The 21,965-nt window shown below is 74.7% G+C and carries 2 protein-coding genes; both read left to right on the forward strand.

What is annotated here, in order from left to right:
- The first annotated feature begins 52 nt into the window (after nt 1–52).
- Complete coding sequence (locus tag AC5WAM_RS39040; RefSeq protein WP_495520535.1) at nt 53–14,308, forward strand: SDR family NAD(P)-dependent oxidoreductase; 14,256 nt, start codon at nt 53–55, stop codon at nt 14,306–14,308.
- Nucleotides 14,305–21,957: an amino acid adenylation domain-containing protein gene (locus AC5WAM_RS39045; RefSeq protein WP_495520536.1), complete on the forward strand. Its 7,653-nt coding sequence runs from the start codon at nt 14,305–14,307 to the stop codon at nt 21,955–21,957. Before AC5WAM_RS39040 ends, AC5WAM_RS39045 begins: the two co-directional genes overlap by 4 nt.
- Nucleotides 21,958–21,965 lie beyond the last annotated feature (8 nt).

Below are 21,965 nucleotides of genomic sequence, written 5' to 3' on the forward strand. Positions count from 1 at the left end.
CGACCTGCATCGGTACCTGCGCGACACGCTGGCCGTCGTCCTTGGAACCGAAGTGGCTCCGAGCCGTGACGACGCGTCCCTCGTCGAGCTGGGTCTCGATTCGTTCGGCTGCGCCCAGTGGCTGCACGAGGTCAACCGAACCCTCGGACTGTCCGTCACCGTGGCCCAGGTCTGCGGTCACCCCACGTTCCGTACGTTGTCCGCCCTGTTCGAGGGCGCCATGGGAGAACAGATGAGTGCCACACCCCCTGGGTCCTCGGCCGCCCGCGGCACGTCCGCGCCGGGGCGCCCGGACATCGCCGCGCACCTGCGCGAGAGCCTCGCGGCGGAGCTCGAACTCGTCGCGGCGGACATCGACGACGAGGCGCCCTTCGTGGAGCTGGGCCTCGACTCGATCACGGGTGTCACCTGGACCCGGAAGCTGAACACGCACTTCCAGCTGTCGCTCTCCGCGACCCAGGTCTACAGCCACCCCACGGTCGACGACCTCGCGGGGCACCTCGCCGAGCTGCTCGGCGCGGGCGACGCGGGCCCGGCCCCCGTCGAGGAGCCCGCGCCGGTGGCCGTGGAGGCGGCGGACCCCGCGCCCGCCGCCGGAGCCGCGCCCGCGGAGGCCGCCGCGCCCGCCGCTGAGGCCGCGCCCGCCGCCGAGGCCGCGCTCGCCGCGTGGCTGCGGGCCAGCCTCGCCAAAGAGCTGGAGCTCACCGCGTCCGAACTGGACGACGACGCGCCCTTCGTGGAGCTGGGCCTCGACTCGATCTCCGGCGTCACCTGGACCCGGACCCTCAACACGCGGCTGCGGCTCTCGCTGTCCGCGACCACGGTGTACGGACATCCGACGATCAGCGACCTGGCGGGATACCTGACGCGGGAGCACGGCGTCTCGGCCCCCGACGCGGGGGCTGACGCCCGGCCCGAACCCGCCCTGACAGCGGAGCCCGAGCCGGAGCCCGTGCCCGCCGCCGTGGAGCCGGAGCCCGCGCCCACAGCCGCCGTCGAGCCCGAGCCCGCCGTGGCGCCCGAGCGCCCCGCCACGCCCGCGCCCGCACCGGATCCCGCGCCGCGGCCCACCGCCGACGCGGCCCCGGAAGCCGACGCCGAGCCCGCCACCGCCGCCGGGCCCCGGCGGGTCCCCGGCCTCGTGGACATCGCCGTCATCGGCATGTCCGGCGCGTTCCCCAAGGCTGAGGACCTCGACGCGTTCTGGCGGAACATCCTCGACGGCCGCGACTGCATATCCGAGGTCCCGTCCTCGCGCTGGCCCGTGGAGAGGTTCTACGACGAGCGGCCCGGCGTGCCCGGGAAGTCCTCCAGCAAGTGGATGGGCGTCCTGGAGCACGCGGACCGGTTCGACCCGCTCTTCTTCTCCATCTCGCCCGGCGAGGCCGCGGCCATGGACCCCCAGCAGCGCCTCCTGCTCCAGGAGAGCTGGCGCTGCGTCGAGGAGGCGGGCTACGACCCCGACGACCTCTCCGGCACCCAGTGCGGCGTCTTCGTCGGCTGCTCCGTGAACGGCTACGGCGCCACGGCCGACGCGGCGGACCTGAGCGCGCACCAGAACCTCGGCACCAACAGCGCCATCCTCGCCAGCCGCATCTCCTACGCCCTGAACCTCAAGGGCCCCTGCCTCTCCATCGACACCTCCTGCTCGTCGTCGCTGGTGGCCATCGCCCAGGCCTGCGACAGCCTCTGCCTCGGCGACAGCGACACCGCGCTCGCGGGCGGCGTCTGGGTCATCCCCGGCCCCGGCGTCCACGTGGCCATGAGCCAGCTGCGGGCCCTGTCGCCCGACGGCCGCTGCTACGCCTTCGACGAGCGCGCCAACGGCTTCGTACCGGCCGAGGGCGTCGGCGTCGTCCTCCTGAAGCGGCTCGCCGACGCACAGGCGGACGGCGACCGGATCCACGCCGTCATCAAGGGCTGGGGCGTGAACCAGGACGGCAGGTCCAACGGCATCACCGCCCCCAACGCCGAGGCCCAGGCCCGCCTCCAGAAGCACGTGTACGACAAGTTCGGCATCGACCCCGGCGACATCGAGCTCGTCGAGGCGCACGGCACCGGCACCGCCCTGGGCGACCCCGTCGAGATCGACGGCCTCGTCGACAGCTTCACCGCGCGCACCGACCGCCGCGGCCACTGCGCCATCGGCTCGGTGAAGAGCAACATCGGCCACACCGCGTGCGCCGCGGGCGTCGCCGGAGTCCTCAAGGCCACCCTCGCCCTGGAGCACGCGACGCTGCCGCCGACCGCCCAGTACGAGCGCCTCAACGAGCACATCGACCTGGACGGCACGCCCTTCTACGTCAACACCCGGGCGCGCGCGTGGCGGCCCGCCGACCGGCCGCGCCTGGCCGCCGTCAGCTCCTTCGGCTACAGCGGCACGAACGCCCACGTCGTCCTGGCCGAGGCCCCCGAGGCGGCCCCGGCGGCCGCACCCCACGACGGCTCCCGCCTGATCGCGCTGTCCGCCCGCACGGCCGGGCAGCTGAAGGACCGGGCACACCAGCTCGCCGCCCACCTCGAAGCGCACCCCGGCCTGAGCCTGCGCGACGTCAGCCACACCCTGGGCCGGGGCCGCAAGCACTTCCGCCACCGCCTCGCGCTCGTCGCCGACACCACGGCGGAGGCCGCCGCGCGGCTGCGCACCTGGCTGGAGACCGGCAGCGCCCCGTCCGCCCGCACCGGTGACCACAAGCCGCAGCGCCCGGCCCGGCCGGACGCGCGGGCGGCCCGGGAACTGACCGACCCCGACCGGCTCCTGACGCTCGCCGAGGAGTACGCCCGGGGCGCGGCCGTCGCGTTCGAGCTCCTGTACGCGCCCGACCGGCGCCCGGCCCGCCTCTCCCTGCCCACGTACCCGTTCGCGCAGGACTCCTACTGGCTGGCCGACGAAGCCCCCGCGGCAGCCGTCGACGCCCCGCCGTCCGAGGCCCCGCGAAGCCAGGACGCCCCCGGTGACCTGCTGGTCCTTGAGCCCTGCTGGACGCCGCTGCCCGCGCCTTCCACCACCGCCGAACCGGCCGAGCGGGTCGTCTGGCTCGTCGGCCCCGGAGCCGACGCGGCCGCCTCGGCGCTGCGCGCCCGGCTGCCCCGCAGCGTCGTCCTGCACACCTCCGAGGTGGCCGCGGACCGTCCGCTGGACGTGGCGTACGCCCGTCTGGCGCGGGATGTCCTGGGCGAGCTGCGCACCCTGATCGCGGCCGGGGACCTGCCGGACGGCGGCCTCACCCAGATCGTCGTCCTGGGGCACGGCGCCCCGGCCGCCCAGGTGTTGACCGGAGTGTCCGGGCTGCTGCGCACGGCCGCCCTGGAGCACCCGTGGCTGCGCACCCAGCTCCTGGAACACCTCGACCCCTTCGAGGCCGCCGACGAGCGGTCCGCGGCGGCGCTCGCCGAAGCTGTGGAGGCGGGCGCCCGCGCCCACACCGAGCAGCACGTCCGGCAGCAGGGCGGTCTGCGGTACGCCAGGCGGCTCACCGAGGTCGAGGCGCGGCCCGCGCACGGGGCCGCCGCGTCGCCGTGGCGCGACGGCGGCGTGTACCTGATCACCGGCGGCACCGGCGGGCTCGGCCTGCACGTCGCAGGGGAGCTGTCCCGCGCCCTGCGCACCGGCACGGTCGTCCTCGTCGGACGCTCCGCGGCCGACGCCGCGCGGCCGCGCCTCGCCGCCCTCGCGACGCCGGGCGTCACCGTCGAGTACCGGCAGACGGACGTCACCGACCGGCGGGCCGTCGACGCGCTCGTCGCGGACGTCGTCTCCCGCCACGGCGCGCTGCACGGCGTCGTGCACTGCGCCGGAGTGCTCCGCGACGGCTACCTCGCCACCAAGAAGGACGGGGACCTGGCCGCCGTCCTCGCCCCCAAGACCACCGGCCTGGTCAACCTCGACGAGGCCACCGCCGGGCAGCCCCTCGACCACCTGGTCGTCTTCTCCTCCACGGCGGCCGCCCTCGGCAGCGCGGGGCAGGGCGACTACGCCGCGGCCAACGCGTTCCTCGACGCCTACGTCGCCCACCGCGCCGACCTCGCCGCGCGCGGCCTCAGGTCCGGCCGCTCCGTGTCCGTCGGCTGGCCGCTGTGGGCCGACGGCGGCATGCGGCTCGACGACGCCGCCCTCGAAGGGCTGCGCGGGATCGGCGTGACGCCCCTGCCCACCGAGGCGGGCCTGCGGGCCCTGACCGAGGCGGTCGCGGGCGGCTCCCGCCACACCCTCCTGCTCTGCGGCGACCGCGCCCGGCTGCTCGACCGCCTGTCCGCGCAGATCACCACGGAGCGGCCGACGCCCGCCCCGGCCACGCGGGCGCCCGCCACCGCGGCGCGCCCCTCCCGCGACGCGTGGGAGCGCACGCTGGTCGCCGCCGTCTCCGAGCAGCTGAAGGTCCCCGCCGAAGAGATCGACGGGGACGGGGAGTTCGGTGAGTACGGCTTCGACTCCATCAGCCTGACCGAGCTCGCGCGGCGGCTCAACGACGACCACGGGCTGGGCCTCGCGCCCACCGTCTTCTTCGAGCACACCACCGTGGGCGCGCTCGCGGCCCACATCGCCGGGCACGCGCCCACGACGCCCGTCGACCACCGCGCCCCGGCCGTGGAGCCCGCCCCGGTCACGGCACCCGGCCCGGTCACGGCACCCGCCCCGGCCACGGCCCCCGGCCTGGACGCGATCCGGCAGGCCGTGCGCGCCGAGGTGTCCGAGCAGCTGAAGGTCCCCGCCGAGGAGATCGAGGGCGACGGGGAGTTCGGTGAGTACGGCTTCGACTCCATCAGCCTGACCGAGCTCGCGAACCGCCTCGGCGACCGCTTCGGCACGCACCTGGCGCCCACGGTGTTCTTCGAGCACCGGACCGTGGACAGCGTGGCGGCACACCTGGCGGCCACGGCACCCGCGCCGACGGTTCCGGCCGCGGAGGTCCCGGCCGCGGAGGCTTCGTACGAGAGCGAGTCGTACGAGAACGCGTCGTACGAGGAACAGCCGCAAGAGCCACGCCCCTCCGAGCAGCCCGCGGCCCACGAGCCCGCCGCCGGCAGACCCGGCGCCGCCGAGCCCATCGCCGTCATCGGCATGAGCGGCAGCTTCCCGCAGGCGCCCGACCTGTCGGCGTTCTGGGACAACCTGCACGCGGGCAAGGACTGCATCACGGAGATACCCGAGGACCGCTGGGACTGGCGCGCCCTGGAGCAGGAACAGGACGTCCCGCGCGGCAAGAAGACCGTGCGCTGGGGCGGGTTCCTCGACGGCGTCGACCGGTTCGACCCGCTGTTCTTCGGCATCTCGCCCCGCGAGGCGCGCAGCATGGACCCGCAGCAGCGGCTGCTGCTCACCCACGCCTGGCAGGCGCTGGAGGACGCCGGGTACGCGCCATCCGGCCTGGCGGGAAGCGACACCGCCGTCCTGATCGGCACCGCGCCGAGCGGCTACGGCAGCCTCGTCACGGGGGAGCGGGCGGGCGAGGACGGCTACGCCGCGACCGGCGTCTCCGGGTCCGTGGGCCCCAACCGCGTCAGTTACCTGCTCGACCTGCACGGCCCCAGCGAGCCCGTGGAGACGGCGTGTTCGAGCTCGCTCGTCGCGCTGCACCGCGGTGTCGAGCTGCTGCGCTCGGGCCGCAGCGGCCTCGCGCTCGTCGGCGGCGTCAACACCATCGTCAGCCCCGACCTGCACATCGGCTACAGCCGCGCGGGCATGCTCTGCGAGGACGGCCGCTGCAAGACCTTCTCCGCGCGGGCCGACGGGTACGTGCGCGGCGAGGGCGTCGGCGTCCTGGTCCTGAAGCCGCTGCGCCACGCCCGGCGCGACGGCGACCGGATCCTCGGCGTCATCCGCGGCAGCGCCGTCAACCACGGGGGCCGCGCCCACTCCCTCACCGCGCCCAACCCGCGCGCCCAGGCGGACCTCCTCAAGAGCGCCTACCGCGACGCGGGCGTCGACCCGCGCACCGTCACCTACGTCGAGGCGCACGGCACCGGCACCGAACTCGGCGACCCCGTCGAGCTGAACGGCCTCAAGACCGCCTTCGGGGAGCTGTACGCACAGACGGCGGGAGCGCCGGGCCACCTGGACGCACCGGCCCGCTGCGGCCTCGGCTCGGTCAAGAGCAACATCGGGCACCTGGAGCTGGCCGCGGGCGTCGCCGGAGTCATCAAGGTGCTGCTCCAGATGCGCCACGCCACCCTGGTCGAGAGCCTGCACTGCGCGGACCTCAACCCGTACCTGGACTTCACGGACAGCCCGTTCGAGGTCGTCCGCGAGCGGCGGCCGTGGCAGCGGGCACACGACGCCGAGGGCCGGGCGCTGCCGCGCCGGGCGGGTGTCAGCTCCTTCGGCTTCGGCGGCGTCAACGCGCACGTCGTCATCGAGGAGTACGCCGACGAGCACGACGAAGGCCACGACGCGGCCGGTCACGGACACGAGCGGCACCACCGCACCGAGGAGCACGGGGGACACGCGGCCATGGCATCGCACGCCGACGCGCACACGGGCACCGCGCCCCCGGTCGGCGCACCCGCCCCGGCCGCGGCGCTGATCCCGCTGTCCGCGCGCACCGAGGAACAGCTCGTCGCCCGGGCCCGCGCGCTGCGGGACCACCTCAGGGCCGGGCACGTCGCCGCCGGGCGCCTCGCCGACCTCGCGTTCACCCTCCAGGTGGGCCGCGACGCGATGGAGGAGCGGCTCGCGACCCAGGTCACCTCGCTCGCCGAACTGGAGCGCAGGCTCACGTCGTTCGTGGCGGACCCGGGCGCCCACGAGGGCTGGCACCGCGGCTCGGTCTCCCGCAGGACGGGCACCGCGCCGGACACCGCGCGCCCCCGCGCTCTCCAGGCGGGGGAGTACGACCGGGCCCTCGCCCAGTGGGCGGCGGGCCACCCCCTCGACTGGCGGAGCCTGTACGCCCCGGAGACCCGACCCGTGCGGATCGGCCTGCCCACGTACCCCTTCGCCGAGGAGAGCTACTGGGCGGGACGCGGCACCGCGCCCTCGGCCGCGCGCCCGGACGGCGCGCCCGGCGCGCACCCGATGCTGCACCACGCCCCGGACGGCACCCCGACGGCGTACCGCACCGTCTTCGACGGCTCCGAACCCTTCCTGAAGGACCATCAGGTACGCGGCCTGCGGATCCTGCCGGGCGCCGCGCACCTGGAGATGGCCCGCGCGGCCGTCGCCCGCACCACGGCGGCGCCGGGCCGCGTCCGGCTCAGCGACGTGGTGTGGCTGCGGCCCGCTGCCTGCGCCACGGACGACGGCCTCGACGTGCGCCTGGACCTGAAGCCGACGGGCCCGGACGCCTACGCGTACACGCTCCACACCGTCGGCCCCGACGGCGAGCGGACGCTGTCGAGCCAGGGCCGCGCACGGCTGGCCGAGGCGCCCGCCGAGCGTCCGGCGCTCCCGCTCGCGGACCTGCGCGCCGCCTGCGCCCGGACCTCCTTCACCGCCGCCGACCTCTACGCCCTGTACGACCGCGTGGGCATGGAGTACGGCCCGGCACAGCGCTCCCTGACGACGCTGGCCGTCGGCACCGACACCGCGGGCCGCCCCCAGGCGCTCGCCGAACTGCGCCTGCCCCGGGCGGCGGAGACCACCACCGCCTACGCGCTGCACCCGAGCATCCTCGACGGCGCCCTCCAGGCCACGATCGGCCTCGGGCTCGGCGGCGAGGGCCACGGCGCGGCCCCCGCGCGGCCCGCGCTGCCCTTCGCCCTCCAGGAAGTGGACGTCCTGGCCGCCACCCCGGCGACGGCGTACGCCTGGATCCGGTACCAGGACGGCAGCCGTCCCGCCGACACGTCCGCGAAGCTGGACCTCACCCTCCTCGACAGCGAGGGCCGGGTCTGCGCCGAACTGACCGGCCTGCTCGCGCGGGTGCTGCCCGCAGAGGCGGCCCCGGCCGCCACGGAGCACCCCGCCGAGGCGGCCCCGGCCGCCACGGAGCACCCCGCCGAGGCGGCCCCGGCGGTCACGGAGCACCCCGCCGCGGCGGACGGCGCCGACACCACCCTCGCCGGGCGCGCGCTGCCGTATCTGCGCGACCAGCTCGCCACGGCCCTCGAAGTCGACGCCGAACGCCTCGACGTCGACACGCCGTTGGAGTTCTACGGCATGGACTCCATGATGGCGATGGAGCTCACCCACCACCTGGAGGGCACCTTCGGGGAGCTGTCCAAGACGCTGTTCTTCGAGGTCCGCACGGTCCGCGCGCTCAGCGAGCACTTCGCCGAGGAGTACCCGCGGCGGCTGCGCGCCGCACTCGGCGCGACGGCCCCCGAGGCCGAGACCGAGACCGAGGCGCAGGCTCCGGCACCCACCGCGCCCGCGTCGCCGCGCGCGGAGCACGTCACCGACATCGCTATCGTCGGCGTGAGCGGCCGCTACCCGCTGGCCGAGGACCTCGACGCGTTCTGGCGGAACCTGCGCTCCGGCCGGGACTGCGTCACCGAGGTCCCGGCGGACCGCTGGGACCCCCGCGACCACGCGGGCACGTCCCGATGGGGCGGCTTCCTCGACGGCGTCGACCGCTTCGACCCGCTGTTCTTCCGCATCTCGCCGCGCGAGGCGGAGTTCCTCGACCCCCAGGAGCGGCTCTTCCTGGAGACCGTCCACCACACCCTGGAGGACGCCGGATACACCGGCGAGACCCTGTCCCGGCAGTCCACCGTCCCGTCCGACGGCACCGGCACCGGCGCGGGCCTCCTCGCCGCGGGCAAGGTCGGCGTGTTCGTCGGCGTGATGTACGAGGAGTACCAGCTCCACGGCGCCCAGGCGCAGGCGCGCGGCCACCGCGTGGCGCTCTCCGGCAGCCCCTCGTCCATCGCCAACCGCATCTCGTACTTCTACGACTTCCACGGCCCGAGCATGGCCGTGGACACCATGTGCTCGTCCTCGCTGACCGCGATCCACCTCGCCTGCGAGGCGATCAGGAGCGGCCAGTGCGCGGCGGCCGTCGCGGGCGGCGTCAACGTCAGCGTCCACCCGAACAAGTACGTGATGCTGAGCCAGGGCAAGTTCACCTCCAGCGACGGCCGCTGCCGCAGCTTCGGCGAGGGCGGCGACGGCTACGTGCCCGGCGAGGGCGTCGGCGCCGTCCTGCTCAAGCCCCTGGAGAAGGCCGTCGCCGACGGCGACACGATCCACGCGGTCATCAAGGGCACGGCCCTCAACCACGGCGGCAGGACCCACGGCTTCTCGGTGCCCAACCCGGCGGCCCAGGGCGACGTCATCACCCGCGCGCTCGCCCGGGCCGGCGTCGCACCGCACGAGCTCAGCTATCTGGAGGCGCACGGGACCGGCACCTCCCTCGGCGACCCCATCGAACTGGCCGGCCTCGTCAAGGCGTTCGGGCGCACCGCCGGGGCGGCCGAGCCGACCTGCGCGATCGGCTCGGTGAAGTCCAACATCGGCCACTGCGAGAGCGCGGCGGGCATCGCGGGCGTCACCAAGGTGCTGCTCCAGATGCGCCACGGCGAGCTGGTGCCCAGCCTGCACGCGAGCACGCTCAACCCCCATCTGGACTTCGCCGGGACGCCGTTCACCGTGCAGCGCACCCTTCAGCCGTGGCGCGGGCCGCGCGTCGCGGGCGTCTCCAGCTTCGGCGCGGGCGGCGCCAACGCGCACGTGGTCCTGGCCGCGTACGAACCGCAGGCCGACCCCGCTCCCGCCGCCGCGCCGCGCCCCGTCGTCGTACCGCTGTCGGCCGCGACCGAGGGCCAGCTCGTGGACGTCGCACGGCGGTTGCGGGCCCGGGCGGACGAGCTCGCCGAGGGCGACCTCACCGCGCTCGCCCGGACGCTGCAGACCGGCCGGGTCGCCCTGGAGGAGCGCCTCGCGTTCACCGCGGACTCCCTGGAGTCCGTGCGGCACACCCTCGACGCGTTCCTGGCCGACCCCGCCGCCGTGGGCGCCTGGGCGCGCGGCCGCGTCCGGCCCGACCAGCCGCCCGTCAAGGCCGACGGCACGGCGACGGAACCCCAGGAGCACGCGGCCCGGTGGGTCCGCGGCGAAGCCGTCGACTGGGACCGGCTGTACGCGGCGGACGGCACTCCCCGCCCGCGCCGCATCAGCCTGCCCGGCTACCCCTTCGCCCGCGAGCGCCACTGGCTCGACCTTACGGGCGCGACGGGCGGCGAGCCCGCCACGCCCGACCACGTGCTCCTCACGCACCCCGTGTGGGAGGCGGAGGAGGCGGGCGACGCCACGGCCGCACGGGTGGCCGAGCGCCACGTGATCCTCGTCGGCGCCTTCGCGCCGGGCGAGGAGTCCGCGATGGCCACGGCCCTGACGGCCACGGCGCACCTGGAGACCGTGGCCCTGGCGGACGACGCCCCCTTGGACGCCGCGTATCTGACGGCGGCACGGCGGGTGTTCGCCCGGGTCCGCGCCCTGCTGACGGACGGCGTGCGCGGCGGAGCCCTGCTCCAGGTCGTGCTCGTCGGCGACCCGAGCCAGGAGGCGGCGGGCCGGGCGGTGTTCACCGGCCTCAGCGGACTGCTGCGGACCGCGGCCCTGGAGAACCCGAGGCTGCGCACCCAGCTCGTGGACTGCCTCGACGGTGCCGCGCCCGCCCTCGTCGCCGAGCGGCTGCACGCGGAGACGGCCCCCGGGACGGCCCCCGAGGTCCGCTACCGCGCGGGCCGCCGCGAGGTCAGGCGGCTCGCGGAACTCCCGGCGGCGCCGGACACGGCCACCGCCCCGTGGCGCGCGGGCGGCGTGTACCTCATCACGGGAGGCACCGGAGCCCTCGGCCTCGTCACGGCCCGCGACATCGCATCGGCCGCCGCGGGCGCCACCGTCGTCCTGACCGGGCGCTCGGCGCTCGGCGACGCCCAGCGGCAGGCGCTCGACGAGCTGCGGGCCGCGGGCCTGACCGTGGACCACCAGCGGACCGACGTCACCGATCGCGCCGACGTCGAACGCCTCGTGGCGCACATCGCGCGGACCCACGGGCCGCTGACCGGTGTCGTGCACGCCGCGGGCGTGCTGCGCGACGCCTTCGTCGCGCACAAGACGCCGGAGGAGTTCGAGCGCGTCCTCGCGCCGAAGGTCGCGGGCCTCGTCCACCTCGACGAGCTGACCCGGGACCAGCCCCTCGAACTGTTCCTGTGCTACTCGTCGACGTCCGGCGCCCTGGGCAACGCGGGCCAGGCCGACTACGCGGCGGGCAACGCCTTCATGGACGCCTACGCCGCCCACCGCGGCCGCCTCGCGGCCACGGGGGCGCGCCACGGCCTGACCCTGTCCCTGAACTGGCCCCTGTGGGCCGAGGGCGGCATGGGCGTGGACGCCGCCACCGAGGAGCGGCTGCGGCGGATGGACCTCCTCCCGCTGGACACCGGCAGCGGCCTGCGGGCCCTGCACACCGGGGTGGCCGCCCGCCGCACCGGCCTCGCCGACGGCCAGCTCCTCGTGGTCGCCGGGCGGCGCGACGCGGTCCTGCCGCGCCTGACCGCGCGACCCGGGCGGGCACCGCAGGCCGAGTCGCACGACGGGCCGCGGGCCGAGCCGCACGCCGTGACCGAGCCGTACGCCGATGCCGAGCCGCAGGCCGTGGCCTCCGGGCCGCGGCCCGGCACGGCGGGCGACGACCGCGCCCTGGTCGACCGCACCCGCCGCCATCTGCGCGCGCACCTGGCGGCGGGCCTCAAGCTCGGCGCCGACCGGCTCGACGCGGAGGTGCCCCTGGAGCGGTACGGCATGGACTCCGTCGTGGCGATGAACCTGATCGCCCAGCTGGAGACGGACTTCGGCACGCTGCCCAAGACCCTGTTCTTCGAGGTGCAGACGGTCCGCGAGCTGGCCGAGTACTTCGTGGCCGAGCACGGGAACGCGCTGCGCGCGCTGTTCGGCGAGCCGACCACCGCCGCCGCACCGGCACCCGCACCCGCATCGGCGCCCGCACCGGCATCCATGACCGTGCTCGAGCCCGCGATCGAACCCGCTCCCGCACCGGTACCGGCACCGCCCGCCCTCGCGCCCGAGCCCGCGCGGCGCGCACCGGCCCACCCCGCCCGGGACCCGCGCGACGAGGGCGTCGCCATCATCGGCCTCGCCGGTCGTTACCCGGGCGCCGCCGATCCCGACGCCCTGTGGGGCCTGCTGCGCACCGGGGCCGACTGCGTCACCGAGGTCCCCGCCGACCGCTGGGACCACGACGCGGTGTTCGACCCGGACCGTGACGCGCCCGGAAAGAGCTACGGCAAGTGGGGCGGCTTCCTCGACGGCGTCGACGAGTTCGACCCGCTGCACTTCGGCATCTCGCCGCGCGAGGCCGAGACCATGGACCCGCAGCAGCGGCTGTTCCTGGAGACGGTGTGGCAGCTCCTGGAGCAGAGCGGTGTCACCCAGGAGGCCGTCGAGCGCACGTACGGCCGCCGGGTCGGCGTGTACGTCGGCGCGATGTACCAGATGTACCGGGCCGACACCGCCGACGTGGTGCGCTCCGCCCTGACGTCGGCGGCGTCGTACAACCTCATCGCCAACCGCGTCTCGCACTTCTTCGGCCTGGAGGGTCCGAGCCTCGCCGTGGACGGCATGTGCGCGTCCTCCGCGGCGGCCATCCACCTGGCCTGCGCCGATCTGCTGCGCGGCGACAGCGAGCTGGCGATCGCCGGAGGCGTGAACCTGACGGTCCACCCCGACAAGTACCGGGCGCTGTCCCGGGCGGGCCTGCTCGGCAGCCACCCCGGCAGCCGCAGCTTCCGGGACGGGGACGGCTATCTGCCCGCCGAGGCGGTGGGCGCCGTGCTGCTCAAGCCGCTGGCCGCCGCCCGCAGGGACGGCGACACCGTCCTCGCGGTGATCAAGGGCAGCGCCTCGCTGCACGGCGGCCGCGCGGGCCAGTTCATGGCCCCCAGCCGCAGGACCCAGGTCAACGTGGCCCGCAGGGCCCTGGAGAAGGCGGGCTGCGACCCCGCGTCGATCGGCTATGTGGAGGCCGCGGCCAACGGGTCCGCGCTCGGCGACGCCGTCGAGGCGGGCGCGCTGCGCGAGGTGTTCGCCGGCGTCACCGAGCCCGTCGCGCTCGGTTCGGTGAAGTCCAACCTGGGCCACCCCGAAGCGGCCTCCGGCATCGCCCAGCTCACCAAGGTCGTCCTCCAGCTGCGCCACCGGGAGCTGGCCCCCCGCACGTCGGTCGGCACGCCCAACACCGAACTCCGCCTGGACGAGGGCCCCTTGCGGCTGTGCGAGACGCTGACGCCGTGGGAGCCGCGCACCGGTTCGCCCCGGCGCGCGCTGCTCAACTCCGTCGGAGCGGGCGGCAGCCACGTCAGCCTCGTCGTGGAGGAGGCACCGGAGGCCGAGCATCCGCGGGCGGCGCGGCCGCAGCCGAGGCAGCCGCAGCTGATCGTGCTGTCCGCCGGTGACCCCGAGCGGCTGCGCACCGCGGCCCGCCTGCTGCACGACTTCGTCGCGCGGGCCGACGTCCCGGAGGCGGACGACGCCGCCTGGCTCGCGGACGTCGCCCACACGCTGCGGACGGGCAGGGAAGCCCTGGCCGAGCGCCTGGCGTTCGTCACGGAGTCCCGCGCGGGCCTGCTGCGCGCGCTCGCGGAGTTCCTCGCCGACCGGCCGGAGCACGCCCAGCTGTACCGGGGCGACGCGGAGGCCGGGGCCGCCACCCTGGGCGACCTGCTCTCGGGCGGGCACGGCGAGGCGTTCGTCCGGGCGCTCCTCACCGACGGAGAACTCGACCGGCTCGCCGAGCTGTGGGTGCGGGGCGGCCGGATCCCCTGGCGCGGCCTGTCCGCGGGGCAGGGGCGCCAGCTGGTGGCGCTGCCGACGACGGAGTTCCGGCGCAAGCGGTACTGGGTGGGCCACACGGGCACCCCGACGACGGCTCCCACGCCCGATGCGGCTTCCACACCTGACGCGGCCCTGGCGCCCGCCGGGGTCCCCACACCCGCCGAGGCCCCGGCGCCCGCCGGGGCTCCCCACCCCGACGACGGCGCGCGCGACGGCGACATCCTGCGCTACCTCGCGGACTACTTCAGCGACGCCCTCGGCTTCGCCCCCGGCGAACTCCCACTGGACAAGGATTTGCACAGCCTGGGCGCCGACTCGGTCCTGTGGGTGCGCCTGCGGCGCGCGGTGGAGGCCGACCTCGGCCTCACCCTCACCACACGGGAGATCGTCGAACTCACCACCCTGGAGCGCATCGCGGACCGGCTCGCCGCGAAGCGCGGGACCGGGACCCCGCAGCCACCCGAAGCACCGGACGTACGCGAAGCACGGGCCAAGGCCCTGGAGGAGTTCCGCCAGGGCCACGTCGGACTCGAAGAACTCAAGTCACTCATGAAGGAAGCACCGGGCGCGTGAACGAGGATCAGATTCTGGCGGGCTTCAAGGCGGGCCTCTACACCGCTGACGACGTGCTCGCGTTCTACGAACGACTCCAGGACTCCGCGCAGGCGGGCGTCACGGACCGGCGTGCCCTGTCCGAGGGCCAGAAGGGGCTGTGGCTGCTGCACAAGCTGCGGCCCGCGTCGGACGTGTACAACGTCCCCGTCTGCTTCCGCACGTCGGCGCCGTTCGACGTCGACGTGTTCGCGGAGGCCTTCCGGCAGGTGACGTCCCGGCACGCGCTGCTGCACAGCGTGGTCGTCGAGGACGAGGGCACGCCGTACCTGGTGCGGCGCCCGGACGGCGAGGAGGCGCCCTTCCGGCACCGGACCGTGCCGCACGGGCTGCCCGACGACGTCCTGCTCGCCTTGGCGCGCGAACAGGCCAAGGCGCCCTTCGACCTCTACCAGGAAGGACCGGCCCGGGCCGTCGTGTACACGGCGGGCACGGCCGACGCGCCGCGGACGCTCGTGCTGCTCGTCCTGCACCACCTGGTGTTCGACGGCGCGTCCACCCCGGTACTGCTGCGCGACCTGCTCCACACCTACGACACCCTGCTCCAGGGCGGCGCCCCCGAGCCCGCGTCCGCGCGGCACGACGCCTACGACGCGTTCGTGCGCTGGGAGGCGGACTTCCTCGCGGGCCCCGAAGGCGCCCGCCACCGCGCGTTCTGGCAGGACACCCTGGCGGGCGACCTGCCCGTGCTGCGCCTCGGCATCGAGCGCGCCCCCGTCCCCGGCACCGCCGTGGTCGGCGAGACCGTCTCCCTGCCGCTGCCCGCGGCCCTCGCCGCGCGGGTGCGCGACCTGTGCGCTGCCCGCGGCGTCAAGCCCGCGGTGCTCTTCCTCGCCGTGTACGAACTGCTCCTGCACCGCTACAGCGGCGAGCGCGACCTCGTCGTCGGCGTGCCGTCCCTGGGCAGGCCGGACGCCACCTACGACGAGGCGGTCGGCTACTTCGTGAACATGCTGCCCGTGCGCCACGGCGTGCGCGGCGACGTGCCGTTCACCGACTTCGTGCGCGACCTGACGCTCGTCATGGCCGACGGCCTCGACCACGCCGCGTACCCGTTCCCGCGCATGGTGCAGGACCTGAACCTGCGCACGGACCCCGACACCTCCCCGGTCTTCCAGGTCTCCTACGTCTTCCAGAACCAGCGCATGATGCGGCTGACGGACAGTGACGTGCACGGCCTCGACCTGGCCCGCTCGCTGCGGTTCGTGGAGGAGATATCCCAGGAGGGGGAGTTCAAGCTCCACCTGGAGGTCGTCGAGCACGCCGCCGACGCCTACACGCTGCACCTCAAGTACGACGCCGCGCGCTTCGACGCGGCGGACGTCGAGGCGTTCCTCGGGCACTACGAGACCCTGCTGCGCGCCCTGGTCGACGCCCCCGAACAGCTGCTGTCCGAGGCCTCGCACCTGTCGGACGACGAGCTGCGCCGGTTCGACGCGTGGAACGACACCGCCCGCCCCTTCTCCGCCGAGAGCAGCCTGCCCGACCTCCTGGCCGACGCCGTCGCCCGCCACGGCGAGCGCACCGCCCTCGTCCACGGCGAGCGCTCCCTGACGTATGCCGAACTCGCCGCGCGCACCGACGCCCTGGCCGCCGAGCTGCGCCGCCGCGGCGTCACCGCGGACACGGTCGTCGGCATCTCCATGGAACGCTCCCTGGAGATGGTGATCGCCCTGTGGGCGGTCATGAAGGCGGGCGGCGCCTATCTCCCCCTGGAGCCGGACTACCCGGCCGAACGCATCCAGTACATGATCGAGGACTCGGGCGCCGCCCTCGTCCTCACCCAGTCGGGCACCGACACGGCCGCCCTCACCGGGGCGCGCACGGTCCTCCCCCTGGACGCCGAAGGACGGCCGGTCCCCGACCGCGGCCGGGACACCCGGGCGCCGGGCGCCCCGGACGCGCCCGCCAGGATCGCCCCCGGCGACCTCGCGTACGTCATCTACACCTCCGGTTCCACCGGCCGCCCCAAGGGCGTCATGGTCGAGCACCGGGCGGCCGTCAACCGCGTCGAGTGGATGCAGAACGAGTACGCGCTGACCCCCGACGACGTCGTGCTCCAGAAGACGCCGTTCAGCTTCGACGTCTCCGTATGGGAGTTCGTCTGGCCGCTGATCACCGGCGCGCGCCTGGTCGTCGCCGCACCGGGCGGCCACAAGGACCCCGCGTACCTGGTGTCGCTCATCCGGGCCGCCGAGGTCACCACCGCGCACTTCGTGCCGCCCATGCTGCGTCTCATGCTCGACCACGAGGGCTGGGCCCGCTGCACGTCGCTGCGCCAGGTCTTCTGCAGCGGCGAGGCCCTGCCGCCGGAGCTGCCCGCGCGCCACTACGCACGGCACCGCGCGCTCCTGCACAACCTGTACGGGCCCACCGAGGCCGCCATCGACGTCACCCACTGGACCTGCCCGCCCGACGGCGCGGACCGCACGGTGCCGATCGGCCGCCCGATCCAGAACATCCAGCTGTACGTCCTGGACGACCTGGGCCGGCGGCAGGCCGTCGGCTGCGCGGGCGAGCTGCACATCGCGGGCGTGGGCCTGGCCCGCGGCTATCTGAACAACCCCGGCCTGACGCGTGAGCGCTTCGTGCCGAACCCCTTCGCCCAGGACCCGGACGCCCGCATGTACCGCACGGGCGACCTCGTCCGCTGGCTGCCGGACGGCACCCTGGAGTACCTCGGCCGCATCGACAACCAGGTCAAGCTGCGCGGCTTCCGCATCGAGCTCGACGAGATCGAGGACCGCCTCTCCGGCCACCCCGCGGTGCGGGCCTGCGCCGTCGTCGCCCGCGAGGACAGCCCCGGCAACCCGCGGCTCGTCGGCTACGTGGTCCTCGACGAGGCGCACCCGCAGGCGCACACCGGGGAGTTCCACGACGCCCTGGCGCAGCACCTCGGCCAGGCGCTGCCCGAGTACATGGTCCCGGGCGCCCTGGTCCGCCTCGACGCCCTGCCGCTGACCGCCAACGGCAAGCTCGACCGGAAGGCCCTCCCGGCCCCCGACGCCGACGCGTACGCCGTGGCCGGTGACCGCGTCGCGCCCCGCACCCCCACCGAGCGGACCCTGCTCGAGGTCTGCGCGGGCCTGCTCGGCTTCGAGCAGGAGCGCATCGGCGTCCACGACAACTTCTTCGCCCTCGGCGGGCACTCCCTGCTCATCCCGAAGCTGACCGCGCGCCTGCACGACGCGGGGCTCGACTGCGAGCTGCACAGCGTGTTCGCCGCCGCCACGCTCGCCGACCTGGCCGCGGCCATCGACGCGGCGCACGCCCCGGAGGACCCCGACGCGCGGGACGCGGCCCCGGCCGGGACGGCCTTCACCGCCCCGCCGAACGGGATCCCCGCGGACTGCGACCGGCTCACCCCCGACATGCTCCCCCTGGTCTCCCTGACCGAGGACGAGGTGGCGGCGATCGTGGCGGCGGTGCCCGGCGGCGCCCCCAACGTCCAGGACGTGTACCCGCTGGCGGCCCTCCAGGAAGGCATGCTCTTCCACCACCTCAAGGAGAGCGGCCGCGACCCGTACGTGCTCTCCGGCGTGTTCTCCTTCGAGAGCAGGTCCCACCTCGACGGCTTCGTGAGCGCCCTGCGCGCGGCCGTCGCCCGGCACGACGCGCTGCGCACGGCGATCCTCACCCAGGGCCTGTCCCGGCCCGTCCAGGTCGTGGTGCGCCGCGCCGGCCTCGACCTGGAGGAGTTCGAGGTGCCCGCGGGCCGCGACGCCGAGGAGGAGATCCGCGCCCTCCTGGCCCGGCCGCAGGCGATGCGCCTCGACCGCGCCCCGCTGATCCGGCTGCGCGCCGCCCGGCAGCCCGCCACGGACACCTGGTACGCCGCGCTCAACCTGCACCACGTCATCGACGACGCGACCTCGCTGGGCCTGCTCTTCCGGGAGGTCGTCGCCCATATGACGGGCCGCGCGGGGGAGCTCGCCCCGCCCGCGCCGTACCGCGACTTCATCGCCCAGGTGCAGCACCGCGCGCGCGAGTACGACCCGGCGGACCACTTCCGGGACCGGCTCGGCGACGTCACCGAACCCACCGTGATGTTCGGGCTCCAGGACGTCCACGGCGACGGCCGCAGCGTCCTCGACCTGCGCCGCCCCCTGGACACCCGCCTCGGGGAGCGGATCCGGGCCTGCGCCAAGGAGCTGCGTGTCAGCCCGGCCACGCTGTTCCACGCGGGCTGGTCCCTGGTCGTGGCGGCGTGCGCGGGCCGCGACGACGTGGTCTTCGGCACCGTCATGTCCGGCCGCCTCCAGGGCCCGCGCGGCATCGAGCGCATGCTCGGCAACTTCATCAACACCCTGCCCGTGCGCGTCGACCTGACGGGCACGAGCGTGCGCGACCTGGTGAGCGCCACGGACCGGACCCTGCGCGACCTGGTGCGCCACGAGCAGACCCCGCTGGCCGTCGCCCACGGCCACAGCGCCGTGCCGCCGGAGACGCCGCTGTTCAACGCGATCCTGAACTACCGGCACCTGGAGTCCGACGACCGCATCGACGACTCCGAGCTGGAGCGCGCGGGCGTCAAGTCCCTCGCGGGCGTCATCGAGCGCAGCAACTACCCCATCGCCCTGTCCGTCGACGACCTCGGGCACTCCTTCTCGCTCGACGCGCAGATCGACCGGGCCCAGGACGCCGAACTCGTCATCGGCTACCTGGAAACCGCCATGGAGGGCCTCGTCGACGCCCTCACCACCGAGGGCGCCGAGCAGCGCCCCGCCCTGGAACTGCCCGTCCTGAGCGACGCCCTGCGCCACCGGGTCCTCACCGAGTGGAACGAGGCGCCCGCGGTCGAGCCGGTGACGCGGCCGCTGCACGAGGGTTTCGAGCGGATCGCGGCGCGGACTCCGGACGCGGTGGCGGTGGAGTTCGAGGACTGCCGTCTCTCTTACGGGGAGTTGAATGCGCGGGCGAATCGTCTCGCGCGTCATCTGCGGGGTCTGGGTGTGGGTCCGGACGTGCTGGTGGCGCTGTGCCTGCCGCGCAGCGAACACCTCGTCGTGGCTGTGCTCGCCGTCCTCAAGGCGGGCGGCGCGTACGTCCCCGTGGACCCGGCCTCCCCGGCGGACCGCCTCGCACACATCCTCGACGACAGCGCACCCCGCGTCCTGGTCATGGACGGGGTGCTGCCCGAGGGCCTGGCCGTCCCGTCGGTCCCGGTCGTGGACGTCCGCGCGGACGCCGACCAGTGGGCCGGGTTGTCGGCCGACGACGTCACGGGCACCGGCGTCGGCCCTTCGCACGCGGCCTATGTGATCTATACGTCGGGTTCGACGGGTGTGCCGAAGGGTGTGGTGGTCGAGCACCGCAATGTGGTGCGTCTGTTCACGTCGACGGACGACTGGTTCCGTTTCGGCGAGCAGGATGTGTGGGCGTTGTTCCACTCGTTCGCGTTCGATTTCTCCGTGTGGGAGATCTGGGGTGCGCTGTTGCACGGCGGCCGTCTGGTGGTGGTGCCGCAGGCGGTGACGCGCAGTCCGGAGGACTTCTACCGGCTGCTGTGCGAGCGGGGTGTGACGGTCCTCAACCAGACCCCCAGTGCCTTCCGGCAGTTGATCGCCGCACAGGGCGACGACGCCCGGCCGCACGCCCTGCGAGCCGTGGTCTTCGGCGGCGAGGCCCTGGAGGTCGCCTCGCTCAAGCCCTGGCTGCGCCGCCCCGTCAACAAGAGCGCCCAGCTCGTGAACATGTACGGCATCACCGAGACCACCGTGCACGTCACCTACCACCCCCTCACCGAGGCCGACCTGGACCGGCCCGTCAGCCCCATCGGACGCCGCATCCCCGACCTGCGCACCTACGTCCTGGACCCGCACGGCCGCCCCGCGCCCGTCGGCGCCGTCGGCGAGCTGTACGTCGGGGGCGAGGGCGTGGCCCGGGGCTATCTGAACCGGCCCGAGCTGACGGCCGAGCGGTTCCTGGAGGACCCGTTCCGTGGGGAGCCGGGTGCGCGGATGTACCGCTCGGGCGACCTGGCGCGCTGGCTGCCCGACGGTTCGCTGGAATACCTGGGGCGCAACGACGACCAGGTGAAGATCCGCGGTTTCCGCATCGAGCTGGGCGAGATCGAGGCCCGCCTCGCCGAACACCCCGCCGTCCAGGACGCCCGCGTCCTGGTGCGCGGCTACGACGACCAGGACCAGCGCCTCGTCGCCTACGTCGTCCCGTCGGCCGACCACGCGCCGGCCGTCCGCGAACTCCTGCGCCTGGACCGCACCGAGCCGGAAGCGCTCGCGCGGACCTACGAACTGCCCAACGGCATGACGGTGTTCCAGCAGAACAGGAGCGAGACCGACTTCGTCTACGACGAGATCTTCACGCACCTCGAATACCTGCGGAACGGCATCACCATCGAGGACGGCGACACCATCCTCGACGTGGGCGCCAACATCGGCCTGTTCACGCTGTTCGCGGGCAGCCGCTGCCCCGGCGCCCGGATCCACGCCTTCGAGCCGATCCCGCCCGTCTTCGACTCGCTGCGCCGCAACGTCGCGCTCCACGGCCTCAACGCCAAGGTGCACGACTGCGGCCTCGCGGCCGAGGCGAAGGAGGAGACCTTCACCTTCTACCGCCACAACACCGTCATCTCCTCCAGCGTCACCACCGCCGAGCAGGCCCACGACCTGGTGCGCTCCTACCTGCGCAACCAGGAGGAACTGACCGACGAGGGCGCGGCCGCCGCCGGGGACGACCTCGTCGACGCGGTCGTCGACGCCCGCCTCGACAGCGAGCAGTTCACCTGCCGCCTGCGCACCCTCTCGGACGTCATCGCGGAGGAGTCCCTCGACCGGATCGACCTGCTGAAGGTCGACGTGGAGAACGCCGAGTACGAGGTGCTCAAGGGCATCCACTGGCGGGACTGGCCCAAGATCCGACAGCTCGTCGTCGAACTCCACGACGTCGACGGACAGCTGGAGAAGGTCGTCACCCTCCTCAAGGCGCTCGGCTACGACGTCGTCTGCGAGCAGGACAACCGCCTGCTGCGGGGCACCACCCTGTACAACGTCTACGCCCGCCGCGCCGACGACCAGGGCACCCGGCGGACGGTCGAGTCCGCCACCACGACCCCGCGCTGGTCGGGCCGGGCCGCCCTGGTCGCCGACGTACGGGACAAGCTGGGCGCGGCACTGCCCGAGTACATGGTCCCGGCCGCGCACGTGCTCCTCGAAGAGCTGCCCCTGACCCAGAACGGCAAGCTCGACCTGCGCGCCCTGCCCGCCCCCGAGGACCGGCAGCGGCCCGCCGGGCGCCGCGTCGCGCCCCGCACCGAGGCCGAGCGGACCGTCGCGGGCGTCTGGGCCGAGCTGCTGCGCACCGACGCCGACGCCCTGGACGTCGACAGCGACTTCTTCGCCCTCGGCGGTAACTCGCTGCTCGTCACCCGCCTCGTCAACCGCCTCGCCCAGGCGACGGGCGCCGAACTCACCGTCCAGGCCGTCTTCGAGGGCCCGACGCTCGCCGTGATGGCCGCCGAGCTGGAGCGGCGCGCGCCCGGGGCACCCCACGGCGAGGCACTCGACGTCGCCGCGATCCTGGAGAGCATCGACTTGATCGAGAACATGAGCGAAGAAGAGCTGGACGCGTTGGAAGGCCGGATCAAGTGACCACGACG

This window comes from Streptomyces sp. JLYT201, assembly GCF_059448825.1.